The sequence below is a fragment of the Wenyingzhuangia aestuarii genome (assembly GCF_011927765.1).
Classification (GTDB): domain Bacteria; phylum Bacteroidota; class Bacteroidia; order Flavobacteriales; family Flavobacteriaceae; genus Wenyingzhuangia; species Wenyingzhuangia aestuarii.
Map to the genome: position 1 here is coordinate 16057 of NZ_JAATJG010000015.1, position 19641 is coordinate 35697.

A 19641-nucleotide genomic window follows, 5' to 3' on the forward strand; every position below is an offset into this window, starting at 1 on the left:
AAGATGCTATGAAATTATTATATTCCTATGTGCCTTTTCAGGTACTTATAGGTGTGCTTTTGGGAATCCTATTTCCAAACAGTTCTACCGTTGTATTTGTATTAGGTTTGTCACTTTTAGTGTTGTCAATATTATTGATACTACTAAACAATGCATTTAAAAATTATTTTGTTTTAAGCGCTTTGATCCTGCTAGGATTGCTTTCTGTTTGGTATTCTAAGGATCTTAATAACGATTTAAAGAAGGAGTCACATTATTCTTATTCAGACTCAAAACCAGCTACTTTACAACTTACAATAGTCAAGCAATTAAAATCTTCTGAGAAATTATTTAGATATTATGCTAGGGTAGATGGAGTTAATTCTAAAGCTTCCTCAGGAACTATTTTGGTAGAAGTTTCTAAAGATTCTGTGTCCTTAAATAGACTGTATATAGGAGATGAGTTTGTTTGTAAAACGAAGATTAGGCCGATTAATTTGCCTAGTTCACCTTATGATTTTGATTATCGAAATTATTTAGCCTTAAAAAAGGTGTATGGAAAAATAAGGCTTAAAAATTTTATAAAAACAGGAAGCAGTACTAGTTGGTTATTAAAGCTTCAGAACTATAGAAGTGGAGTGGTTGCTAAATTACAAGCTTCTGTTCTATCTAAAGAAAGTAAAGAGCTATTGATGGCCATGTTGTTAGGAGATAAAGAGCATTTGTCTAAAGAAATGCAGCAATCTTTTGCCAATGCAGGAGTGGTACATTTAATCGCTATTTCTGGAATGCATGTTGGGGTATTGTACTTCTTGTTATTTTATACGTTTGGCTTTGTCAAAAGTTTTCGTTATGGAAATTATATACATGTTTTTACTGTTGTTATTTGTTTGTGGGGTTTTGCTGTTTTTTCGGGATTGTCTAGTTCTGTGGTAAGATCTGTTACCATGTTTAGTTTTATTATTCTAGCCAAGTTAAAAAGAAAAAGAGGCTTGTTGTTAGAACCTATTGTGAGTTCTATGTTATTATTGTTGGTGTTAAAACCCAATTATTTGTTTGATGTAGGTTTTCAGCTAAGTTACACGGCAGTTATTAGCATCGTGGTTTTTTATCCTTTACTAACTCAGAACATCCGCTTAAAAAATAAAATTGTAAAGTACTTTGTAGATGTTGTGATTGTTTCTGTGGTTGCTCAGCTAGGAGTATTGCCCATTACCTTGTATTATTTTCATCAACTTCCGTTACAATTTTTAATGGCTAATTTTATAGCAGTATCACTCTTGCCTTTGGTTTTGTATGGTGGTTTTTTAGTGTTGATGAAAATCTTGTTGCTAGAACAGTTTACGTTTATAGAAGCCTATTTTGATGTTTTTGTAAAACTATACATTCAGGTAATTGATTATTTTTCTTCCTTAGAGTTTTTAATTCTAAAAGATATTTCTATTACAAGCATACACGTATATGCATATTATATTTTGTTGTTTTTAATATGGAAACTATTTCAGAAACAGACCTATAAGAATGTTGGACTTTTATTGATGGGTATCCTTTCTTTTCAGTTCTATCACTTCTACCATCAATATAAAATTCATCAAAAAGAAGAGTTGGTCATTTACAATGATTACCGAAATAATACGATTACCTTAAAAAATAAGGAACAATTATTTGTGTTTTCAGATACTATTTATCTACCTACAATTCATCAGAATGTACTGTATAACAACATTAAAAAGCAGAAAAAAGTTGCTTCAAAAATTATAGAATTTAAAAAAGCTTCTTATTTAATTGTTGATGAATCTTATGCGTATTATAGCATTAACAAAAAGGGAATGAATTTAATTTTAATGAACAATCCTAAGATTAATATAGCTCGTTTGGTAAAAGAATTATCACCTAATTTGGTGATTATTGGAGCTGGAAACTATACAAATCATGTTCAAAAATGGAAAAGCACCTGTAGAAAACTACAAGTGCTTTGTTATGATGTAAATTTACAAGGAGCTTATGTTGTAAATTAAAGTTTGCTTTTAAAATCTTTTTCAAATGTTTCCCAATCTTTGTTTAAATACACTTCTTGATGCATAAAATTAACAAGTTTTTCCATCATTGGTTTTTTTAAATATCCCGGAGCTACATAAACTACCTTTGCTTCTTTGTTAAAAAATACGGTAGAAGGATAACTTAGTTGACCTTTTAAAATAGCACTAGCAAATTCGTGATGACCTCTTCTTCCGTTAGGAATGTACTTAAAGGTTTGTCCGTTAAAAGTTAAAGGTTCTTTTTGTTCAGCATCAAATTTAACAGCATAGTAATTTTGGTTGATGTACTCTGTAATGGTACTATCTGTATAGGTTTCTTTATCCATTACTTTACACCAGTGACACCAAACTGTGTACACATCTACAATAATAGGTTTTGGATTTTTTTTGTTCAAAGCAATGGCTTCCTCAAAACTAAGCCATTTAATTTCTTTAGGTTCTGGATTGGATGCCCATAAAATTGTAGGAAGTACAAATAGTGTGAATAAGATATGTTTCATTATGATGTTTATTTTAAGAATAGGTCTGTTAATAGAATTAATGCTTACAATGTGTTATTGAATACCATGCATTTTTCGTACCAAAGTTTTATTTAATAAGGTGATTATAATTCCAGCTACTATAGGAACAATAGTAAAGATTAAAAAGAAGGTTGATAAGTCGTAAGCTTCTGTTATTGCCTCAATTTTACCCCCTAAAGAACCTGCTAATTTGTTACCAATAGCAATGGCTAAGTACCACATTCCGTACATAAAACCTATCATTTTTGCAGGGACTAATTTGCTTACTTGTGACAAACCTAAGGGAGAAAGACAAAGTTCTCCTAAAGTATGGAACAAGTAAGCCATAATCAACCAAATCATGCTCACCTTTACAGAACCTGCTACGGCATCTGAAGGGATCCTGTTGGCTCCGTAAGATAAAAAGGCAAAACCAATTCCTAATAAAACCAAGCCTAAACCATATTTTTGAGCAGATGTAGGGTTGTATTTACTTTCCCACCATTTAGAAAAGAAGGAAGCAAACGCAATAATAAAAAAGGAGTTTAGGGTGCTAAACCAAGCCACTGTAACGGTTGTAACATCGGCAGAAAATTCTCTGTACAACATTCCACCCACCACAATCCAGATAGCCAAAAAACTAAGAATTAAAATCCAGTTAGACGTTTTAATGGTGTTGTGAGTTTGTTTGTATAGTAGCCATAATACCCAAGAAATAATAGCTAAGGGAATTACAGTAAGTAAGGTGTTTATAATGTTAAAAATAATGGCATAGTTTCCAACCAATTCACGTTGGGTATAATCTCTCGCAAAAATAATAAGTGAAGTTGCTCCTTGTTCAAAAGACATCCAAAAGAAAACGGTAAACAAAGCAAATACAATTAAGGCAACCATTCGGTCTCTTACCACTTTTTCGTATCTAATTATTCTGCTGATGACTAAAAATAAAAAGATAAACAATCCTATAATAATTAGTTCTGTAGGTCCAGAAAGATGTTCAGAAATTCCTAAAAACACTTCAGGTAATAAATTGATGTTGGCAATTTTAGAACTAGGGTCATTAAGTAAATAAAGCAAACCAATTACAGAACTGACTGCGATTAAAATTTTATCAATATTGGTAAAGTGATTTGTTTTTTCTGTAGCTTTTGTCATGCTCTTTTCTTTTTTAGGAACTTCTCCAATTTCACCAAACAAAGGAGCTGCTAGCCAAAACTGTAGGGTTCCAAACAACATAAAAATTCCAGCCAAACCAAAACCATAAGCCCAGCCTTGGGTTTCTGCTAAATAACCACAAAGCATCATTCCAAAAAAAGCACCTGCATTAACACCCATATAATAAATGGTATAGGCTCCGTCTTTCTTTTCGGGTACTTTGGTATACATTTCAGAAATTATAGAGGTCATGTTGGGTTTAAAAAAACCAGTTCCTAGAACTAATAATGTCAAACCAATGTATAAAGAAGTTTCTGTTTCTAAAGCCATGGAAGCATGACCTAGGGTCATGATAAAAGCACCAATGACTACTGCCCACTTGTAACCTGTAAGTTTATCGGCAATAATTCCACCAAGAATAGGGGTAATGTATAGCAAACCCGCATAGGTTCCAAATAAAGCTCCAGCTTGTTCTGCACTCCATCCCCAACCGGGATTGTTTACACCAGTAATGGCCATAGTTAAAAAATTAACCAATAAAACTCTCATTCCGTAAAATGAAAATCGTTCCCACATTTCTGTAAAGAACAATACAAATAAACCAGAAGGATGACCTAATACTGTTTTTTGATTGGCTTTACTACCACCGTATACAAACTCCATACACTTAATTATTTTAGAAACCTAAAAATACACTTTTTGTTAAGATTACATATCTCTATTAAAAACAAAAAAGCTGTCTAATGAAAGACAGCTTTTTTACTATGTAAAAGGTTGTTAAATTTTACAACCATTTGTTGTATCCAAATACAAAGTTTAAACCAAATCTAATGTTAGCTTGTTTTAAATCTTCCACAGGACCTAATATTCTGTTTAGGTTGTCTGTAGCTAAATAAATTTGTAGAGGTCCAATTTTAGTAGCTAAGTTTACACCTAGGTCCATCTCTCCATATGCATTTTTAATACCTACAATACCGTAAGTAGTTCTATCTAAAGATAAGTTGTATCCTAACGCTAAAATAGCTTCACTATCTTCTACAGTATGGTTGTTAAACATAGTTGCTCTAAACTGGTGAACGTTTGCTAATTTATAACTAGCAGATAAGTAAGAAGTTGTAGCTAAAGATGTTTTGTAAGAAGAACCTTCTCTTTCTCCAAGTTCCATGTTCTCTTCTAATTCATCTACTAATTCTTCTAAAACATCACCACCAGCATCTAAGTCAGCTCCGTCAATCACTAAGTCAGTTACATTTTCCATGTAATACTCTTTAATGTTTTCTTTCCAAGTAATAGAACCTATATCGTTAACGGCAGCTTCAATCACTAAGTTTGGAATAATTTCATAACTAGCACCAATGTCAAAACCAATACCAGAGTTGTTTGTACTAAATTCATAGTCTTCATCATCTCCTAAAGGAACACCAGCTACTCTAGCAACAGCCTCATTTGTGTTGATAGTCCATGTTAAATCATCGTTTACATTAATTTGGGCAGTTCCGTTTTCTTGTGTAGATCCGTTAGCTGCACCAATTAAATATTTAACTCTAACCCCCACAGCTAGTTTATCGTTCAAAAATTGTTGTGTGAATCCAACTCCTGCTTCTGCATAAGTTGTAATATCCATATTGTCATCAAACAAAACTTGGTCTGTAATACCATTAGCTAAAATGTTAACAATACCATTCTTGCTCATTTGCCAGTTGATGTTACTCTTTTGGTTTACAAAGAAAGATAAAGATCCGTGTTTGCGTTTAAAAGCAAGGTTTAAGATATTGATACTTTGAACAAAATCTAAATCGTTATGATCTCCTTCTATTTGGTCGTATACGTTTTTGTAGTTGTATTCTAACTCTTCTTTATCATTTCCAAATTGATCTGTAGTGTTTTCTGTACCAGGAACTACTGTTAATAAGTCTGAACTTGAAAATCCGTTACTTAATGATAAAGAAACACCAGGCAAACCAAAAGAAAAAGAGTTCTTAGGAATGTATACTGGAGATACATCTGTTGATTGTTGTACATAATCTCCTAAATGGAAAAAGGAAATTTGACTTTGGGCTTTAACACTGTTTGTTAGTAAGACAGTGAAAGCGGTTGCTGTAATTAGTTTTATATAATTTTTCATGCCTTACGTTTAGTTGTTATCGTCTTCGTCTTTTGTCGTAATCTTTAAATCACCTTTAATTGCTAAATCAAGTCTAACTTGGTCAGTACTTTGGATTTTAGCAGGATTAGGATTACCATCGTTGTTACTATCTACAGTATCAAAGGTAATGTACGCTTGAATGTGAGTAACTTCATCCATAACGGCTATTTGTTCTTTGGTTAAGTTTAACCAAGCTACACTAGGCTCTATAATGCTAGATCCTTCTTTTAACACACCTTCATTGTCTAAAGTGTATTTAGAGAATCCTTGCGCATCAATAGGAGCAGCATTAATAACATTAACACTTTCTTTAAAGTCTGTAACAACATTATCAGCATTTGCATATGTTACAACTTCATAAACAGGAGCTTGTTCAGTACCTGTATTTTTAACAAATTCTAAAGTAACTATACCTTTTAAAGGAATTGAGTTTCTAGATCCTACTCTTAAAGAAAGAGAAGAAGCATTGTCGCTAATATCTTCAGAGTCAAATTCAAAAGGATCTGGTGAAAAAGATAAATCTTTAAAAGTAACATACAATGGTAACTCAACGTTTACATCTACTGCTAAAGTATTGTCAACATCAAAAAAGTTTGCATTGTTTGTTCTGTTAGGGTTTGCACCTGCAGTAACATTTAAATTAAACTGAGTAGGCTTTGCATTTAATAAGTCTGCTAAGTTAGAGTTTTGATTGTTTAAGATAATGTTAGACGTTTTAGTTTCTCCATTAGTAGCAGCAGCATCTATAATAGCATAATTTCCAGTTCCTCCAACAACAGGTTCAATATTGTCCTCAGCAGGACTTGCATCTGTAATTGCTAAATTAGTAGTTGTTGTTCCGTCTGTAGCTGCTATAGATTCAAGAGTTAATCCTACAGGGAATCCATAACCGCTTGTTGCAGATAATTTTAATGTTGGATTTTCAAAATTAATGGTTCCATCTCCTAATTCCTTAAAAAAGTCTAAGTCAAAAGTTTGATTTTCTACATTAAAACTAGCATCTTTAAAATCTCCTTCGGCAGTTTTTACTTTAGGATTTGCAAGACTAATAGTATAGTTTAATTCGTCTGAAGTTGAAATGTTGTCACCATCATTAAATATAATAACTGCTTCTATTTCAACTGCTATTTTGTTGAATCCATTATTTGTTTGAGATGGATTAAGTTGATCTATTGTAAAATCAAATTCGTAGTTTGATAAGTTTACTGTAATTGTATTTACATTATTAGCAGGAATAGAATGATCTTTTAAAAGGAAGTCTTTATTGTATGGATTTCCATTATCTTTTCTAATTAAAGAAGGGATTTTAAAATTTAATTCTGTTTGAGCTTCAGTAGTGGTAGTAATATTAATCGTTAAAGTACCTTCTGAAAATTCAGCAGCAGTTAAGTCAGAATCAATATTAGCCAGTGTTTGAATTTTTTGAAGAATGGTGTCTTTTGACGCTCCGATTTCATCATCGGCAAGTTGAAAAGTTCCATACTCATAGCTACCTCCTGGAATTGGAGCATCTGCTAATAATTGAAAATCTCCTTCAAAAGTTTGGTCATCAACACTCACAAAATCTGAGTTTTCACCAGCACTTAAAGATTGAGAGTAAGAAAAACTTACAACAGATTTTCCATTGTCATCAGTTGTACCTACTTCAATATCGTCACCAATTTCTTCAAATAGCTCTTTGGCCGTGTATGTTGTGTAACCAATAGGTAACCCTGCTAATTCAATATTAAATTCAGGATCCTTAATGTCTTTTTCAAAAAAGGAAGTGTCAAAAGATTCGGCACAACCAATCAGGCTTAAGCAAAGCCCAGCAACAGCCAGTCCCTGCATACCTATGCGTTGGGTAAGATTTTTCATTTGTTTTATTGTATAGTTGAACTTCAAAAGTAAGTAAATTATCGCAGTTAACAAATGTTAAAATGATAATAATTGTTATGTAATTATTAAGATTTATGAATGTATATTTGTATTTTAAACAATTTCACAATTCATATGCCCAAGTTAATATCAGGTTTTTCTAAGCTAAATAAACAAGAAAAGATTCAATGGTTAGCCAGTAATTTTTTAAAAGAGAACGTAAATGCAAGTGAAATTCTAAGTTTGTATTGGAATTCTGATCAACAATTACAGCAGTTACATGATGATTTTATAGAAAACACTATTTCTAATTATTATATGCCTTTTGGAATTGCTCCCAATTTTGTGATTAATGGAAAGCATTACACCATTCCTATGGCTATAGAAGAAAGTTCTGTAGTAGCAGCAGCTTCTTTGGTCGCTAAATTTTGGTCAGATAAAGGAGGTTTTAAAGCAGAAGTTCTGAATACTGTAAAGGTAGGACAAGTACATTTTATGTATGATGGAGATCAAGAGTCTCTATTAGATTATTTTAAAAGTAAAAAAGAAGATTTATATACGGTAACAGATGCGATTACGAAAAACATGCGTAAGCGTGGTGGAGGTATTTTAGATATTGAATTGCGTAACAAAACGGACGAGTTAGCAAATTACTATCAGCTACACGTTACTTTTGAGACAAAGGATTCTATGGGGGCTAACTTTATAAACTCTTGTTTAGAAGCTATGGCACAAGAATTTAAGAAAGAAGATATTCAAATTGTCATGAGTATTTTGTCTAATTATGTTCCAGATTGTGTTGTGCGTGCAGAAGTGAGTTGTGAAGTTGAAAAATTACACCCTACAGATGGTGCTCTGTTTGCTCATAAAATGATGCAGGCTGTTGCTATTGCTAATGTAGAACCTCACAGAGCCGTTACTCATAACAAAGGAATTATGAATGGTATTGATGCTGTGGTTATTGCTACCGGAAATGATTTTAGAGCCATAGAGGCTGGAGTACATGCTTATGCTGCTAAATCGGGGAACTATAAAAGTTTAACAGCTTGTAAGGTGGAAAATGGAATTTTTACCTTTTCTATTGAAGTTCCTTTGGCTTTAGGAACGGTTGGTGGCTTAACAAGTACACATCCGTTGTCTAAATTGTCTTTAGAAATGTTAGACAATCCTAGTGCTAAAGAATTAATGCAAATTATTGCTGTAGCTGGTTTGGCTCAAAATTATGCTGCGTTAAGAGCTTTAACTACTACAGGAATTCAGGAAGGACATATGAAAATGCATTTGGTGAATATTTTAAATCAGCTAGAAGCCAATCAGCAAGAAAAAGAAGAAGTAACCCAAAAGTTAAAAGGAAAAGTAGTGAGTTATAGTGGAGTTGCAGAAACGCTTAAAAAAATTAGAGCGTAATGGAACACTATTATAGCAATGGGAAATTATTGATTTCTGGAGAGTATCTAGTTTTAGATGGTGCTGTTTCTTTAGCGTTGCCTACTAAATTTGGTCAAGATTTACAGGTGATCAACAATACAACTAATGTAATTTGTTGGACAAGTTATAATGTAGCTAAGGAATGTTGGTTTACTGCTATTTTTGATCTTGGTAGTTTTCACATTATAGAAACCAATTCTACAGAAGTTGATGCCCTAAAAGTAGCTGGTACTCTGCAAGCTATTTTGCAAATGGCAAGAACTTTAAATCCTGAATTTTTATTAGGTGCAAAAGGACTAACTGTTAGTACACATTTAACCTTTCCTAATGAATGGGGGTTAGGAACATCATCAACTTTAATTAATAGTATTGCCACCTGGGCAAGTGTAAATCCGTTTGAGTTGTTAGAAAAATCTTTTGGAGGTAGTGGATATGATATTGCTTGTGCTAAGCATCCTAGCCCTATTACTTATCAAAGAAATGGCATACATCCTAATATAGTTGCGTTGACTTTTGATCCTAGTTTTAAAGAGGAATTGTTTTTTGTGTATTTAAATGAAAAACAAGATAGCAAAGAGGGGATTAAAATGTATAGATCTTTAACAGATGATAAGTCTAGTTATATTAAAGAAATCAATCAACTAACAAAAGACTTAATTCTAGCTAAGGAGTTAAAAGAATTTGAAAGTCTTTTAGTAAAACACGAAACCATTCTTTCACAAGTTTTAAACATAAAACCTGTAAAAGAAAGATTGTTTTCGGATTTTAATGGAGCTGTAAAAAGCTTAGGTGCATGGGGTGGAGATTTTGTGTTGGTTACAGGTAAAGAATCTTATGTAAAAGATTATTTTACTCATAAAAAATACACCACTATATTATCTTATGATGAAATGATTTTAGCTTAGTACTTGTCTAAATCCAAATCATCAATATTATCAAATTCATCAAAATTACTGTCAAACTCATCATCATCAAGATCAAAACCATCTGTAGATTTATCTGCTACAAATTCTTTTGCAGGAGCTTCGTCTGGAGTATCTCCAATAGATAGAATTAATTTAGGTAATTCAGAGTCTGTTGTTTTGGTTACTTCTATCAACTCACAGTAAAAAGTCCACATACTTAAATAATCGTATAAGTAGATTAACTTTTCTTCTGGGTCTTCTATATTTTGTTCTAAAGTGGTTGTTGCCATGCACAAAGCATCGGGAGCATCGTCCATAGAACATAAAGGGATTTCTTCACCTTGGTTCCATTCATCATCAGATCTAAAGAAAGAAGACATTTCTTGTCCGTTAAACCCAAAAACTTGAGCAATTATTTTGTGAAATTCTTCCAATGTAATTTTAGAATCAACCAATAGGGTTCTAATTACATCTTCTTTGGTGTCTAAAATGACTCTTATTTTGTATATCATTAAATAGGTGCTTTAATGGTGCAAAAATAGTTATAAAAGTCAATAAATACTTAATTTTACAGGAATTAAAATACAAACAATGGATTTAGACAAAGCCTTAGCACAATTAAATCAGGTTACTAAAAATACCTTAATGGAAACATTGGGAATTGAGTATACAGAAGTGGGAGCAGATTATTTAATAGCAACCATGCCTGTGAATTCAAAAGTACATCAACCTATGGGGATTTTACATGGTGGTGCTACCGTTGCTTTGGCAGAAAGTGTGGGAAGTGCAGCTTCTTTTATGTTTGTAAATACCAAAGAATATGTGGTTAAAGGAATTGAGATTTCTGCCAATCATTTAAAAAGTAAAGTAGATGGAGTTGTAACGGCAAAAGCTACGCTAATTCATAAAGGGAAAACTACCCATTTATGGCAAGTTGCCGTTACCGATGAGCAAGGGAATTTAATTTCGCTTTGTAAAATAACCAATATTGTATTACCTAAGTAAACGTTAAGTTTGAATTTACTAGAACAAATAAATAAAGCTGAGCAAGAAGGAATTCCTTTTGCTGCCTACAAAAATCCAAATGAGAATTCTTTAACTTTAATTCTTCAGCATACAGATGATTTGTTTGTGTTTGATGATTTTACAGCTAGTGGATATGTATTTGCTCCTTTTGATAGCAAAGAGGATGCTTATATTTTAAAGCCAGATCGAGTCTATAAGGAGTCCTTAGCTTCATTAGAACTAATCAGCGATACAGATATTGATGTACGTACGGATGATGTGGCTAAAAATAGTCATATGACTAAAGTTGCTGAGGCTGTAGCTAGTATACAAAGCACGGATTTATCTAAGATTGTCATTTCTAGAAAAGAAGAGTTGTCGGTTCCTAATTTTGATACCATTACTGTTTTTGAAAAATTACTAAACACTTATGCAAATGCTTATGTGTATATCTGGTATCATCCTAGAGTAGGGAAGTGGATGGGGGCAACTCCAGAGACTTTGTTAAAGGTGGAGCAAGGTGTTTTTAAGACCATGTCTTTGGCAGGAACACAAGCTTTTAAGGGAGATTTAAATCCTACTTGGGGAGCTAAAGAATTGGAAGAACAACAAATGGTTTCAGATTTTATAAAATCTAGTTTAGAAACTAAAGTTGATGATTTACAATTTTCGGAAGTAAAAACGGTAAAAGCAGGAACCTTATTACACTTAAAAACCAATGTTTCTGGAAGATTAAAGCAAGCTAAGGACGTAGAAGTTTTGGTGCATTTATTACATCCAACTCCAGCAGTTTGCGGTTTGCCTAAGAATGATAGTAAGTCTTATATTTTAAAAAACGAGGGCTATCACAGATCTTTTTATACAGGGTATTTGGGAGTCTTAAATATGTTTAAACAAACGTCTTTGTTTGTGAATTTAAGATGTTTTTCTGTAAACAAAGAAACGGTTTCTCTATATGTAGGTGGAGGAATTACAAGTAATAGTCATCCAGAAAAAGAATGGTTAGAGACTGTGGCTAAGAGTAAAACAATTAAGAGAGTGTTGTTTTAATCATGTTTTTTAATTCTTTCTAATAATTTTTTCTTAAAGTTCACTTCGGCATCTCTAAGTTTTAAAATTTGCTTGTAACTTAAAACAACAGTTAAATCGTCGTTTAATTTTTGTTTTCTTTCTGCAGCAGCCAATTCAAGATTGTTTAGTTTGTTTACTAAATCTTTAGCTTCTTGATCTGTAATTGTTTTAAGGTTTACGTTTTTTTGTAGTGTGTTTTTTTCTTTATTAATGGCATAAAATTCTGATTTTCCTTTGTTGTAAATAGGCCAAAATTTTTCTGCCTGCTTAGAAGTTAAGGATAGTTGGTCTGTTAAAAAACTTATTCTAGCAGCAGCTATTTTTTGAGCATAAGTTTTTCCTTTGTTTTGACCATAGAAACTAAGACTTAAAAATAATAAGAATATAAGAGTAACGTTTTTTTTCATAATTAAAAATCGATAATGTCAAATTCGCTTAATTCTAAAGACACTTGGTCTATAGTGGGGTTAAGGTCATTTATATTAGAATACATAAAAGATAAGTCGCTATCTTCTGTATTGTTTATAATTTCATTAATATCAATACTTTCTTCAATAGCTAAATAATTGATAATGTCGCTATTGTTAAGCTCATCGTAAGTATTGGTGTTTGGTTTAAAAGTAAAAAATCCAATAACAACTGCAGCCGCTATAGCAATATAAGGGGTTAGTAACCTAACTTTTGATTTTGGTTTTTGAACACTAAAAGTTTCAAAATAATTATTAGGAACTTTAAATCCACTATTTTTAGGTAGTGATTCTTGAAACTGTTGCGTTGCAATTCTTTCTGAAAGATTATCGAAATAATTTTCAGGAGTTGTAAAAGAATTTTTGTTACCTGTAATCTCTTTTAAGAACTGTTCGCTATGTTGGTTTTCTTTATTCATGTTAAACCTTAGATGCTTTTTTTAGGGAAAGGTTTAATAATTTTTAATATAACTTTCTATTTTCTTAACAGCGTGGTGATAAGATGCCTTTAATGCTCCTACCGAAGTATCTAATATTAGAGACATTTCTTCGTATTTTATTTCGTCGTAATATTTCATATTAAACACCAGTTGTTGTTTGTGTGGTAATTCTGCAATTGCTTTTTGCAAAATTAGTTGAATACTATCTCCATCAAACAATTCATCATCTTGTAAACTAGATCTAAGTTCTTTTTGATAGTCTTCTATAGGAACGTTAGATTTTTTAGCGTTTTTATTTAAAAAGGTAATGGCTTCATTGGTTGCAATTCTATACATCCACGAAAATAACTTACTCTCTTCTTTAAAGCCACCAATATTTTTATAGACTTTAATAAACGTGTTTTGTAAAACATCATCCGTATCATCATGATTGATTACAATTTTACGGATATGCCAATACAAACGCTCTTTATAAAGCCGTACTAGTTCATCAAAAGCTTTGGAAGATTTTTTGGGATCTTTAAGATTTGCAATAAGTTGTTCTTCGTCTATCAAAGTCACTAACCGTTTATCTGTTTTTTGTAGCCAAACAATCCTTTAAATTTAATTGTTTCTGCAATTCCTTCAGGTAGCATTGCCTCCCATCCTTCTTCATTAGTACGTATTTTTTTAAATACATCTGGAGCTTGGATTCTCATATGCTCTATCCTGTAGTTGGTAATATCTATTATTTTATGCGATGCTTTAAAATAAGCATACAATTCTTTTACTCGGCGATTTAATTTTAAATTGTTACTATCAATAATTGTATCTTCTGTTTCACCTAGAATTGGGTAAAGATATATTTTTAAGTTGTTAGAAAATAATTTTCCAACACCTTCTAAAATACTACCTTTTAAATTGTTGTAATATTTAATATCAAAAATGTTCATAATACTATCTGCACCCATGGCAAAACCAATTTGTTCGTTGGTAAATTCACCAAAATATTCTACCAGTTTGTAATATTCCTGAAAGTTGGTAATCATTACTATTTGTCCTAAAGAACAAAGTAAATCTGCTCTATCTAAAAAGTCCCTTTCGTTAATTTCTCCTTCATTTTTTAAATTAGAAAGTGTAATCTCAAAAATAGTTTTGGTTCTTTTAGGATCTACTCTTTTGTCTGCAAAAAATAATTTTTGAGACTCTTCGTACACATCCATATTTACTTTGGTAACGGGTCTAAATCTACCACGCAAAGCCAAAATATTCTTTTTGTATAATTCTTGAGCAGGCAATAGGTTTTTTCCGGTGTCGTTAAACATTACGGCATTGGTCATTCCATTTTTTACCAATTGTAAACTCATCAATCTGTTATCTACATAAGTAAAACGAGGTCCAGAAAAATTAATCATATCAATTTCTAGCTCATCAATCTCAATATTGTCATATAAAGAACTAATTAAGTCTTTAGGATTGTCATTATGATAAAAAGCACCATAAATTAAATTCACACCTAATCTTCCAAGCGTTTCCTGTTGTAGGGTTGCATCGGTTTGTTTAAATCTTAAGTGTAATACAATTTCGTTGTGAGCCTCGTGGGGAGATAATTGAAAATGAATTCCTACCCAACCATGACCTTTAAATTGTTTAGCAAAATCTATAGTAGCTACGGTGTTTGCATAACTAAAATACATTTTGTCAGGATGTTTTTGTCTATTCAATCTGCTTTCTATCAGTTGAATTTCGTGACGTAGCATTTTCTTTAAACGACTTTCTGTTACATATCTTTTATCATCTTCAATTCCGTAAATAGCATCAGAAAAATCTTTATCATAAGCACTCATTGCTTTTGCAATAGTTCCAGAAGAACCACCTGCTCTAAAAAAATGACGAACAGTTTCTTGTCCGGCACCAATTTCGGAAAAAGTACCGTAAATGTTTTTGTTTAGGTTGATTTTAAGCGCTTTGGTTTTACTCGTTAGGACGTTTTCTACTAGAATATCTCCTTTATGTGATACTGGCATGTTGATTATTTCTATGTTACCAACCAAATATACCAAATTTAGGGCTTTAAGTTACTGTGTTTTCGTATTTTTGATATAAGATTTTACACCATGAAAGTTACTTTTTTAGGCACAGGAACTTCTCAGGGAATTCCGATGTTATTATCAGACGAACCGGTAAATTTTTCTACGGACCCTAAAGACAAAAGAATGCGTTCTTCTATTTTTATAGAATGGGACGGTTTTTCTTGTTTGATAGATTGTGGTGCCGATTTTAGAATGCAAATGTTAGCGAATAAAGTAACAGCTATTGATGCTGTTTTGTTTACACACGAACATTCTGATCATATTGCTGGCTTAGATGATATTAGACCTTTTTGTTATAAAAAAGGACCTATGCCTGTTTATGCCATGCAAAGAGTTATGGATAGTTTGGCAAGCCGTTATGATTATATTTTTACAACAAAAAACAGATACCCTGGAGCCGCCGCTGTATTACCTACTATTATTAACGATGTTCCTTTTGTTTTAGGAAATAAAACAATTACACCTATTAAGGTTCATCATGGAGGTTTGCCTATTTTAGGTTATAAGATTGATGAATTTGCCTATTTAACGGATGTAAAAACTTTAGATAATTCGGAATTAGAAAAGTTGCAAAATTTAGATGTTTTGGTTATTAATGCCTTACGAATAGAAGAGCATCCTACACATTTAAGTTTACAAGAAGCCATTGATTTGGTAGCTGTTTTAACACCTAAAAAAGCCTATTTCACACATATCAGTCATCGATTAGGTTTTCATGAAGAGGTTAGCAAAAACTTACCTGAAAACGTGTTTTTATCTTACGATGGATTGTCTATTGATTTGTAAGAGATATTTTTTACCTTTCAAGGTATAACCAACTTAAAAAATTATGACTAATAAACTTTTATTAATAGTACTATCTATTTTATTACCACCTTTGGCGGTGTATTTAAAAAGAGGAACAGACAAACAATTAATTATTAATATCGTATTGTGTTTCGTGTTCTTTTTCCCTGCAATTATTCATTCTTTATGGGTAGTAACACAGGAATAATATTGTTTATAACCTCTATGATTAGTAGATAGAAATTAAAATCATAAAAAAACGCTCAACTGATGTTGAGCGTTTTTAGTTGTATATGTATTGTAATTTAGTCTTTTATTAAAAGAAATACATTTAGAATGAATATTTAGCTCCTACTTGAAGTTTCCAAGTATTACCATAATAACTATCATAGTCATAAATACTATCTGGATATTCATTGTTAACCTTATTAAATGAATAAGAAGGAACATTGTTTGCATCTTTCCCTTCGTATTTTAAAACTTGTCCGTTGTTAGAAACTCTATTTGTTTTCTCAATTCCCCATTTAGAGTTTAACATGTTCCCCAAGTTTATAATATCAAAAGTAAGTTGTAATGTGTTTTTAGTTTCTCCAACATTAAAATAGTACTCACGAGCCAATCTTAAATCAAAATTATGTACCCAAGGGCTACGAGCAGCATTTGCTTCTGCATATTTTCCTTTGTGGTTTTTTAAGTAATCATCTTGTTCCATAAATTTAAAGAAAGCATCTTCATCAGCAGCACTAATAAAATTAATATCACCTTTTTCTTTAGGAATGTAAATTAAGTCTGTAGAAACTCCATCACCATTCATGTCATTAGAATAGGTAAAGCTATATCCTTCTGGAGATGAACCTGAGTAAAATAAGTTAAAAAATGTAGCAGATTTTAATTCATTCGTAGCCCAAGGAATTTTGTAAGAAACCGATCCTATTACTCTGTTTGGTACTACATATTGAGAACGCTGTAATTCTGGTAAGTGTGGTCCATTAACAGCATCTAAACCAGAATATGCAGAAAATGCATTACTACCTGGCATTCCAGAAATCTCTTTAGATTCAGTATATGTGTAGGCAGCCATTAAGTTTAAGTCTTTTACAGGTTGTGCGTTTACACTAATGTTACCAATAGCTCCCCAACCTTTGTTTGTATTAGATAATACATAAGCATCTTTTGATGTGTAAGTAATGTCTGCAGGATAAATATATCTGTTGTCAGCACCTGAAAAACGTTCCCATGTAGCATCTGGCTGCATTAGGTTGTAGTTTTTAAGCATTACCCCATTTATGGTTTTTGTGTAAATACCTTCTACGGTTACTTGCATAGGAAAAGAAGTTGGCACTTGATAATCAAAAGCTAAAGATGTTTTCCAAACCTGTGGCATTTTAAAGTCTGTAGCTACAGCATTTACAGCACTAGGTAAAACACCATCTTCTGGAGTAATGGTATTCGGTAGGTTTAATCTGCTTATCATTTCATCTACATCCGTAATCATAGGACCCGCTAAACCAGCTAAGGCAGGGTCTACAGAACTTACAGATCCATCCGCATTGTATCTTGTATTAGCTTGGTAGCTTCCTTGTACCATTCCAGAGTTGGTTGGCATGTTGGTAAAGAATACCAATGGTAATCTTCCTGTAAAGAATCCTGTTCCTCCACGTAATTTCATAGAATGATCTCCTTTTACGTCCCAAGAAAAACCAACTCTTGGAGAAATTTGTACATTAGCATCTGGCCATTTACCTGTGTCAATATTTACACCATTGTAATCTAAATCGTAAATAGCATTGTTTCTAATTAAATCATCCTTATATTTTAAATAATCAGCACGAACTCCGTATGATAATTTAAAGTTTTTATTGATGTTCCATTCATCTTGTAAGTACACTCCTAATTGTGTAAAGTTAACTTCTGCATTTGGATTTTTTTCACCATCATATCCGTAAGTCAATGCAAAATCTCTAGGAGCAGCTTGATTAAGAAAATCATCAACACTAGCATATCTATAATAACCCGTACCATTTCTCATATAAGAGTTGTTTGCCAATTGGTACTCAAAGCTTACTCCAGCAGTAATGGTATGATTGTCTAAATAATACGTTAAGTTGTTAATAGCTGTAAAAGTATTGTTGTTAACAGCATTGTTCCATGTAAATAATTCGTAACCAGCAGAAATGTATGGTTCGTCAATTTGATTTCCAGAACCATCAAGACCATTCATAATATCAATAAATGGAAAAGGTGATGAGTTACTACCACGAGCATCTTGTATTTTAGAATAAGTAGTTAAAAATTGATTAGACAATTTGTCTGAAATTCTACTATTTAAATCTAAAGAGAAAGAACTTACAATGTTGTCCATTGAATAAGTGGAGTTAGAGAAAGCCATAGAATTAGCAGAAATACGATCCATAGCTCTGTTACGAGAACCCGCATTGTTAGAGTTTCCGTTGGTAGCATTCCATCCTTGATTTTTAACGTAGTTGTATCTAAAACTTAATTTATGATCGTCGTTAATGTTCCAATCTATACGAGCTAATAATTTTTTGTTGGTTTCATCAGCAGGGTAATCAGTGTACGATCCTGGGTTGTAATTATAATTATCTATTAAATGTTGTTTTACTCTTTCCATGTCTGCTATACTAGTACGAGATAAGTATTGGTCAAGATTAGCTACACCGTCTTCAGAAGGTCTCCAGTTTACTACTTGTCCTGGTTCTACTACAGATTCTGCATTTACAAAAAAGAACAATTTATTTTTAATAATTGGACCTCCTAAAGTTACCCCAAAAGTTTTGGTAGATTCTTCGTTACGTTCTCCTAGATCCATTTCGTTAATTCTGTTACCACGCATTTCTTGGTTGTTGTAAAAACCGTATACAGAACCTTTAAATTTGTTAGTTCCAGATTTTGTAATAGCGTTTATTCCTCCACCAATAAAGTTTGTTTGGCGAACATCAAAAGGAGAAACTACTACTTGAATTTCTTCTATAGCATTGATAGAAATAGGGTTTCCACCTCCAGGTAGGCTAGAGCTTAACCCAAAGTTGTTGTTAAAGTTAGCCCCATCAACAGTAAAGTTTGTAGAACGACCATCTCCACCAGCCATACTCATACCGTTTGCGTAAGGTGATATACGAGCAATGTCTGAAATACTTCTATTAACAGTAGGCATAGAAGCTATTTGTGTGTTAGAAATGTTTGTAGTTGCCCCTGTTTTATCTGCTGAAAACTTAGATCTTCTTGCAGAAATAACAATTTCATCTAAAGAAACATTTTCTTCGGTTAAAACAACGTTATGAACATAGGATGCTCCTAAACCAATTGTAATGTTATTCGTTATGTTTTTTCCTAATCCAATATAAGATACTTCTACCGTGTAAGGTCCACCAACACGCATACCTGGTAAATTAAAACGTCCTTCGTCGTTTGTTATTCCTCCATAAATAGTACCAGAAGGTATGTGTGTTGCAATAACCGTAGCTCCCATTACAGTTTCTTGATTATTTGTAACTCTACCCTTGATACTAGAAGTTGTTACTTGAGCCGTTATTTCTGAAGTGAGTAAAAGCACTAAAGAAAGTAATAAAAATTGAAATGTTTTAGTCATAATTATTAATTGAAATTGAATTGTAATTTTACATACTTATTCAAATGTTGATATCAATTAATTGTTAATAAAACCCTATTTTATAGATAGATAGATAGATAGATAGATAGATAGATAGATAGATAGATAGATAGATAGATAGATAGATAGAGGTTCTTAGACTGTGGTTCTTTTAAGTAAG

The 19641-nt window shown here is 32.2% G+C and carries 17 protein-coding genes; 7 read left to right on the plus strand and 10 right to left on the minus strand.

Going from position 1 to position 19641, the window contains the following annotated elements; genetic code table 11:
- Positions 1-8: 8 nt before the first annotated feature.
- A complete protein-coding gene (locus GGR97_RS12935) occupies positions 9-1997 on the plus strand; it encodes a ComEC/Rec2 family competence protein (RefSeq protein WP_167898948.1) in 1989 nt (662 codons plus the stop codon).
- Here GGR97_RS12935 and GGR97_RS12940 read toward each other — a convergent pair.
- The 4 genes from GGR97_RS12940 to GGR97_RS12955 form a co-directional block, all read right to left on the minus strand.
- Positions 1994-2518: a thioredoxin family protein gene (locus GGR97_RS12940; RefSeq protein WP_167898949.1), complete on the minus strand. Its 525-nt coding sequence runs from the start codon at positions 2516-2518 to the stop codon at positions 1994-1996. The genes GGR97_RS12935 and GGR97_RS12940 overlap by 4 nt on opposite strands.
- A 54-nt stretch (positions 2519-2572) precedes the next feature.
- Positions 2573-4336 carry a peptide MFS transporter gene (locus tag GGR97_RS12945; protein ID WP_167898950.1) on the minus strand — a complete coding sequence of 588 codons (1764 nt, stop codon included), beginning with the start codon at positions 4334-4336 and terminating at the stop codon, positions 2573-2575.
- 121 nt (positions 4337-4457) lie between these two features.
- Positions 4458-5798, minus strand: coding sequence for a DUF5723 family protein (locus GGR97_RS12950; RefSeq protein WP_167898951.1), 1341 nt, complete (start codon positions 5796-5798; stop codon positions 4458-4460).
- A gap of 9 nt (positions 5799-5807) precedes the next feature.
- On the minus strand, positions 5808-7676 hold the full coding sequence (locus GGR97_RS12955) for a hypothetical protein (protein WP_167898952.1): 1869 nt from the start codon (positions 7674-7676) through the stop codon (positions 5808-5810).
- Between the two features lie 135 nt (positions 7677-7811).
- Here GGR97_RS12955 and GGR97_RS12960 point away from each other — a divergent pair, with 135 nt between their 5' ends.
- Both GGR97_RS12960 and GGR97_RS12965 read left to right on the plus strand, forming a co-directional pair.
- Positions 7812-9083 carry a hydroxymethylglutaryl-CoA reductase, degradative gene (locus GGR97_RS12960; protein WP_167898953.1) on the plus strand — a complete coding sequence of 424 codons (1272 nt, stop codon included), beginning with the start codon at positions 7812-7814 and terminating at the stop codon, positions 9081-9083.
- Positions 9083-10009, plus strand: a complete 927-nt coding sequence (locus GGR97_RS12965; protein WP_167898954.1) for a GYDIA family GHMP kinase — start codon at positions 9083-9085, stop codon at positions 10007-10009. Before GGR97_RS12960 ends, GGR97_RS12965 begins: the two co-directional genes overlap by 1 nt.
- Here the strand turns inward: GGR97_RS12965 and GGR97_RS12970 are convergent.
- On the minus strand, positions 10006-10521 hold the full coding sequence (locus GGR97_RS12970) for an IS1096 element passenger TnpR family protein (protein WP_209272383.1): 516 nt from the start codon (positions 10519-10521) through the stop codon (positions 10006-10008). The genes GGR97_RS12965 and GGR97_RS12970 overlap by 4 nt on opposite strands.
- A gap of 79 nt (positions 10522-10600) precedes the next feature.
- Here GGR97_RS12970 and GGR97_RS12975 point away from each other — a divergent pair, with 79 nt between their 5' ends.
- Positions 10601-11014 carry a PaaI family thioesterase gene (locus tag GGR97_RS12975; protein ID WP_167898955.1) on the plus strand — a complete coding sequence of 138 codons (414 nt, stop codon included), beginning with the start codon at positions 10601-10603 and terminating at the stop codon, positions 11012-11014.
- Positions 11015-11023: 9 nt separating this feature from the next.
- Entirely contained in the window at positions 11024-12064 is a 1041-nt protein-coding gene (locus GGR97_RS12980; protein WP_167898956.1) for a chorismate-binding protein, read from the plus strand.
- Here the strand turns inward: GGR97_RS12980 and GGR97_RS12985 are convergent.
- From GGR97_RS12985 to GGR97_RS13000, 4 genes are read right to left on the minus strand one after another with little or no spacing between them, the layout of a single operon-like run.
- Complete coding sequence (locus tag GGR97_RS12985) at positions 12061-12492, minus strand: hypothetical protein (protein ID WP_167898957.1); 432 nt, start codon at positions 12490-12492, stop codon at positions 12061-12063. The genes GGR97_RS12980 and GGR97_RS12985 overlap by 4 nt on opposite strands.
- A gap of 2 nt (positions 12493-12494) precedes the next feature.
- On the minus strand, positions 12495-12971 hold the full coding sequence (locus GGR97_RS12990; protein ID WP_167898958.1) for a hypothetical protein: 477 nt from the start codon (positions 12969-12971) through the stop codon (positions 12495-12497).
- 33 nt (positions 12972-13004) lie between these two features.
- Complete coding sequence (locus tag GGR97_RS12995) at positions 13005-13547, minus strand: RNA polymerase sigma factor (protein ID WP_167898959.1); 543 nt, start codon at positions 13545-13547, stop codon at positions 13005-13007.
- A 5-nt stretch (positions 13548-13552) separates the two neighbouring features.
- Entirely contained in the window at positions 13553-14998 is a 1446-nt protein-coding gene (locus GGR97_RS13000; protein ID WP_167898960.1) for a TonB-dependent receptor, read from the minus strand.
- Between the two features lie 90 nt (positions 14999-15088).
- Between GGR97_RS13000 and GGR97_RS13005 the strand changes: the two genes are divergently transcribed.
- Both GGR97_RS13005 and GGR97_RS13010 read left to right on the plus strand, forming a co-directional pair.
- The gene (locus GGR97_RS13005) at positions 15089-15850 is read left to right on the plus strand and encodes an MBL fold metallo-hydrolase (RefSeq protein ID WP_167898961.1); all 762 of its coding nucleotides are present in this window, start codon (positions 15089-15091) and stop codon (positions 15848-15850) included.
- A gap of 43 nt (positions 15851-15893) precedes the next feature.
- Positions 15894-16058, plus strand: coding sequence for a YqaE/Pmp3 family membrane protein (locus GGR97_RS13010; protein ID WP_209272384.1), 165 nt, complete (start codon positions 15894-15896; stop codon positions 16056-16058).
- Between the two features lie 123 nt (positions 16059-16181).
- Here the strand turns inward: GGR97_RS13010 and GGR97_RS13015 are convergent, their stop codons facing one another.
- Positions 16182-19460, minus strand: coding sequence for a TonB-dependent receptor (locus GGR97_RS13015; RefSeq protein ID WP_167898962.1), 3279 nt, complete (start codon positions 19458-19460; stop codon positions 16182-16184).
- Between the last annotated feature and the right edge of the window lie 181 nt (positions 19461-19641).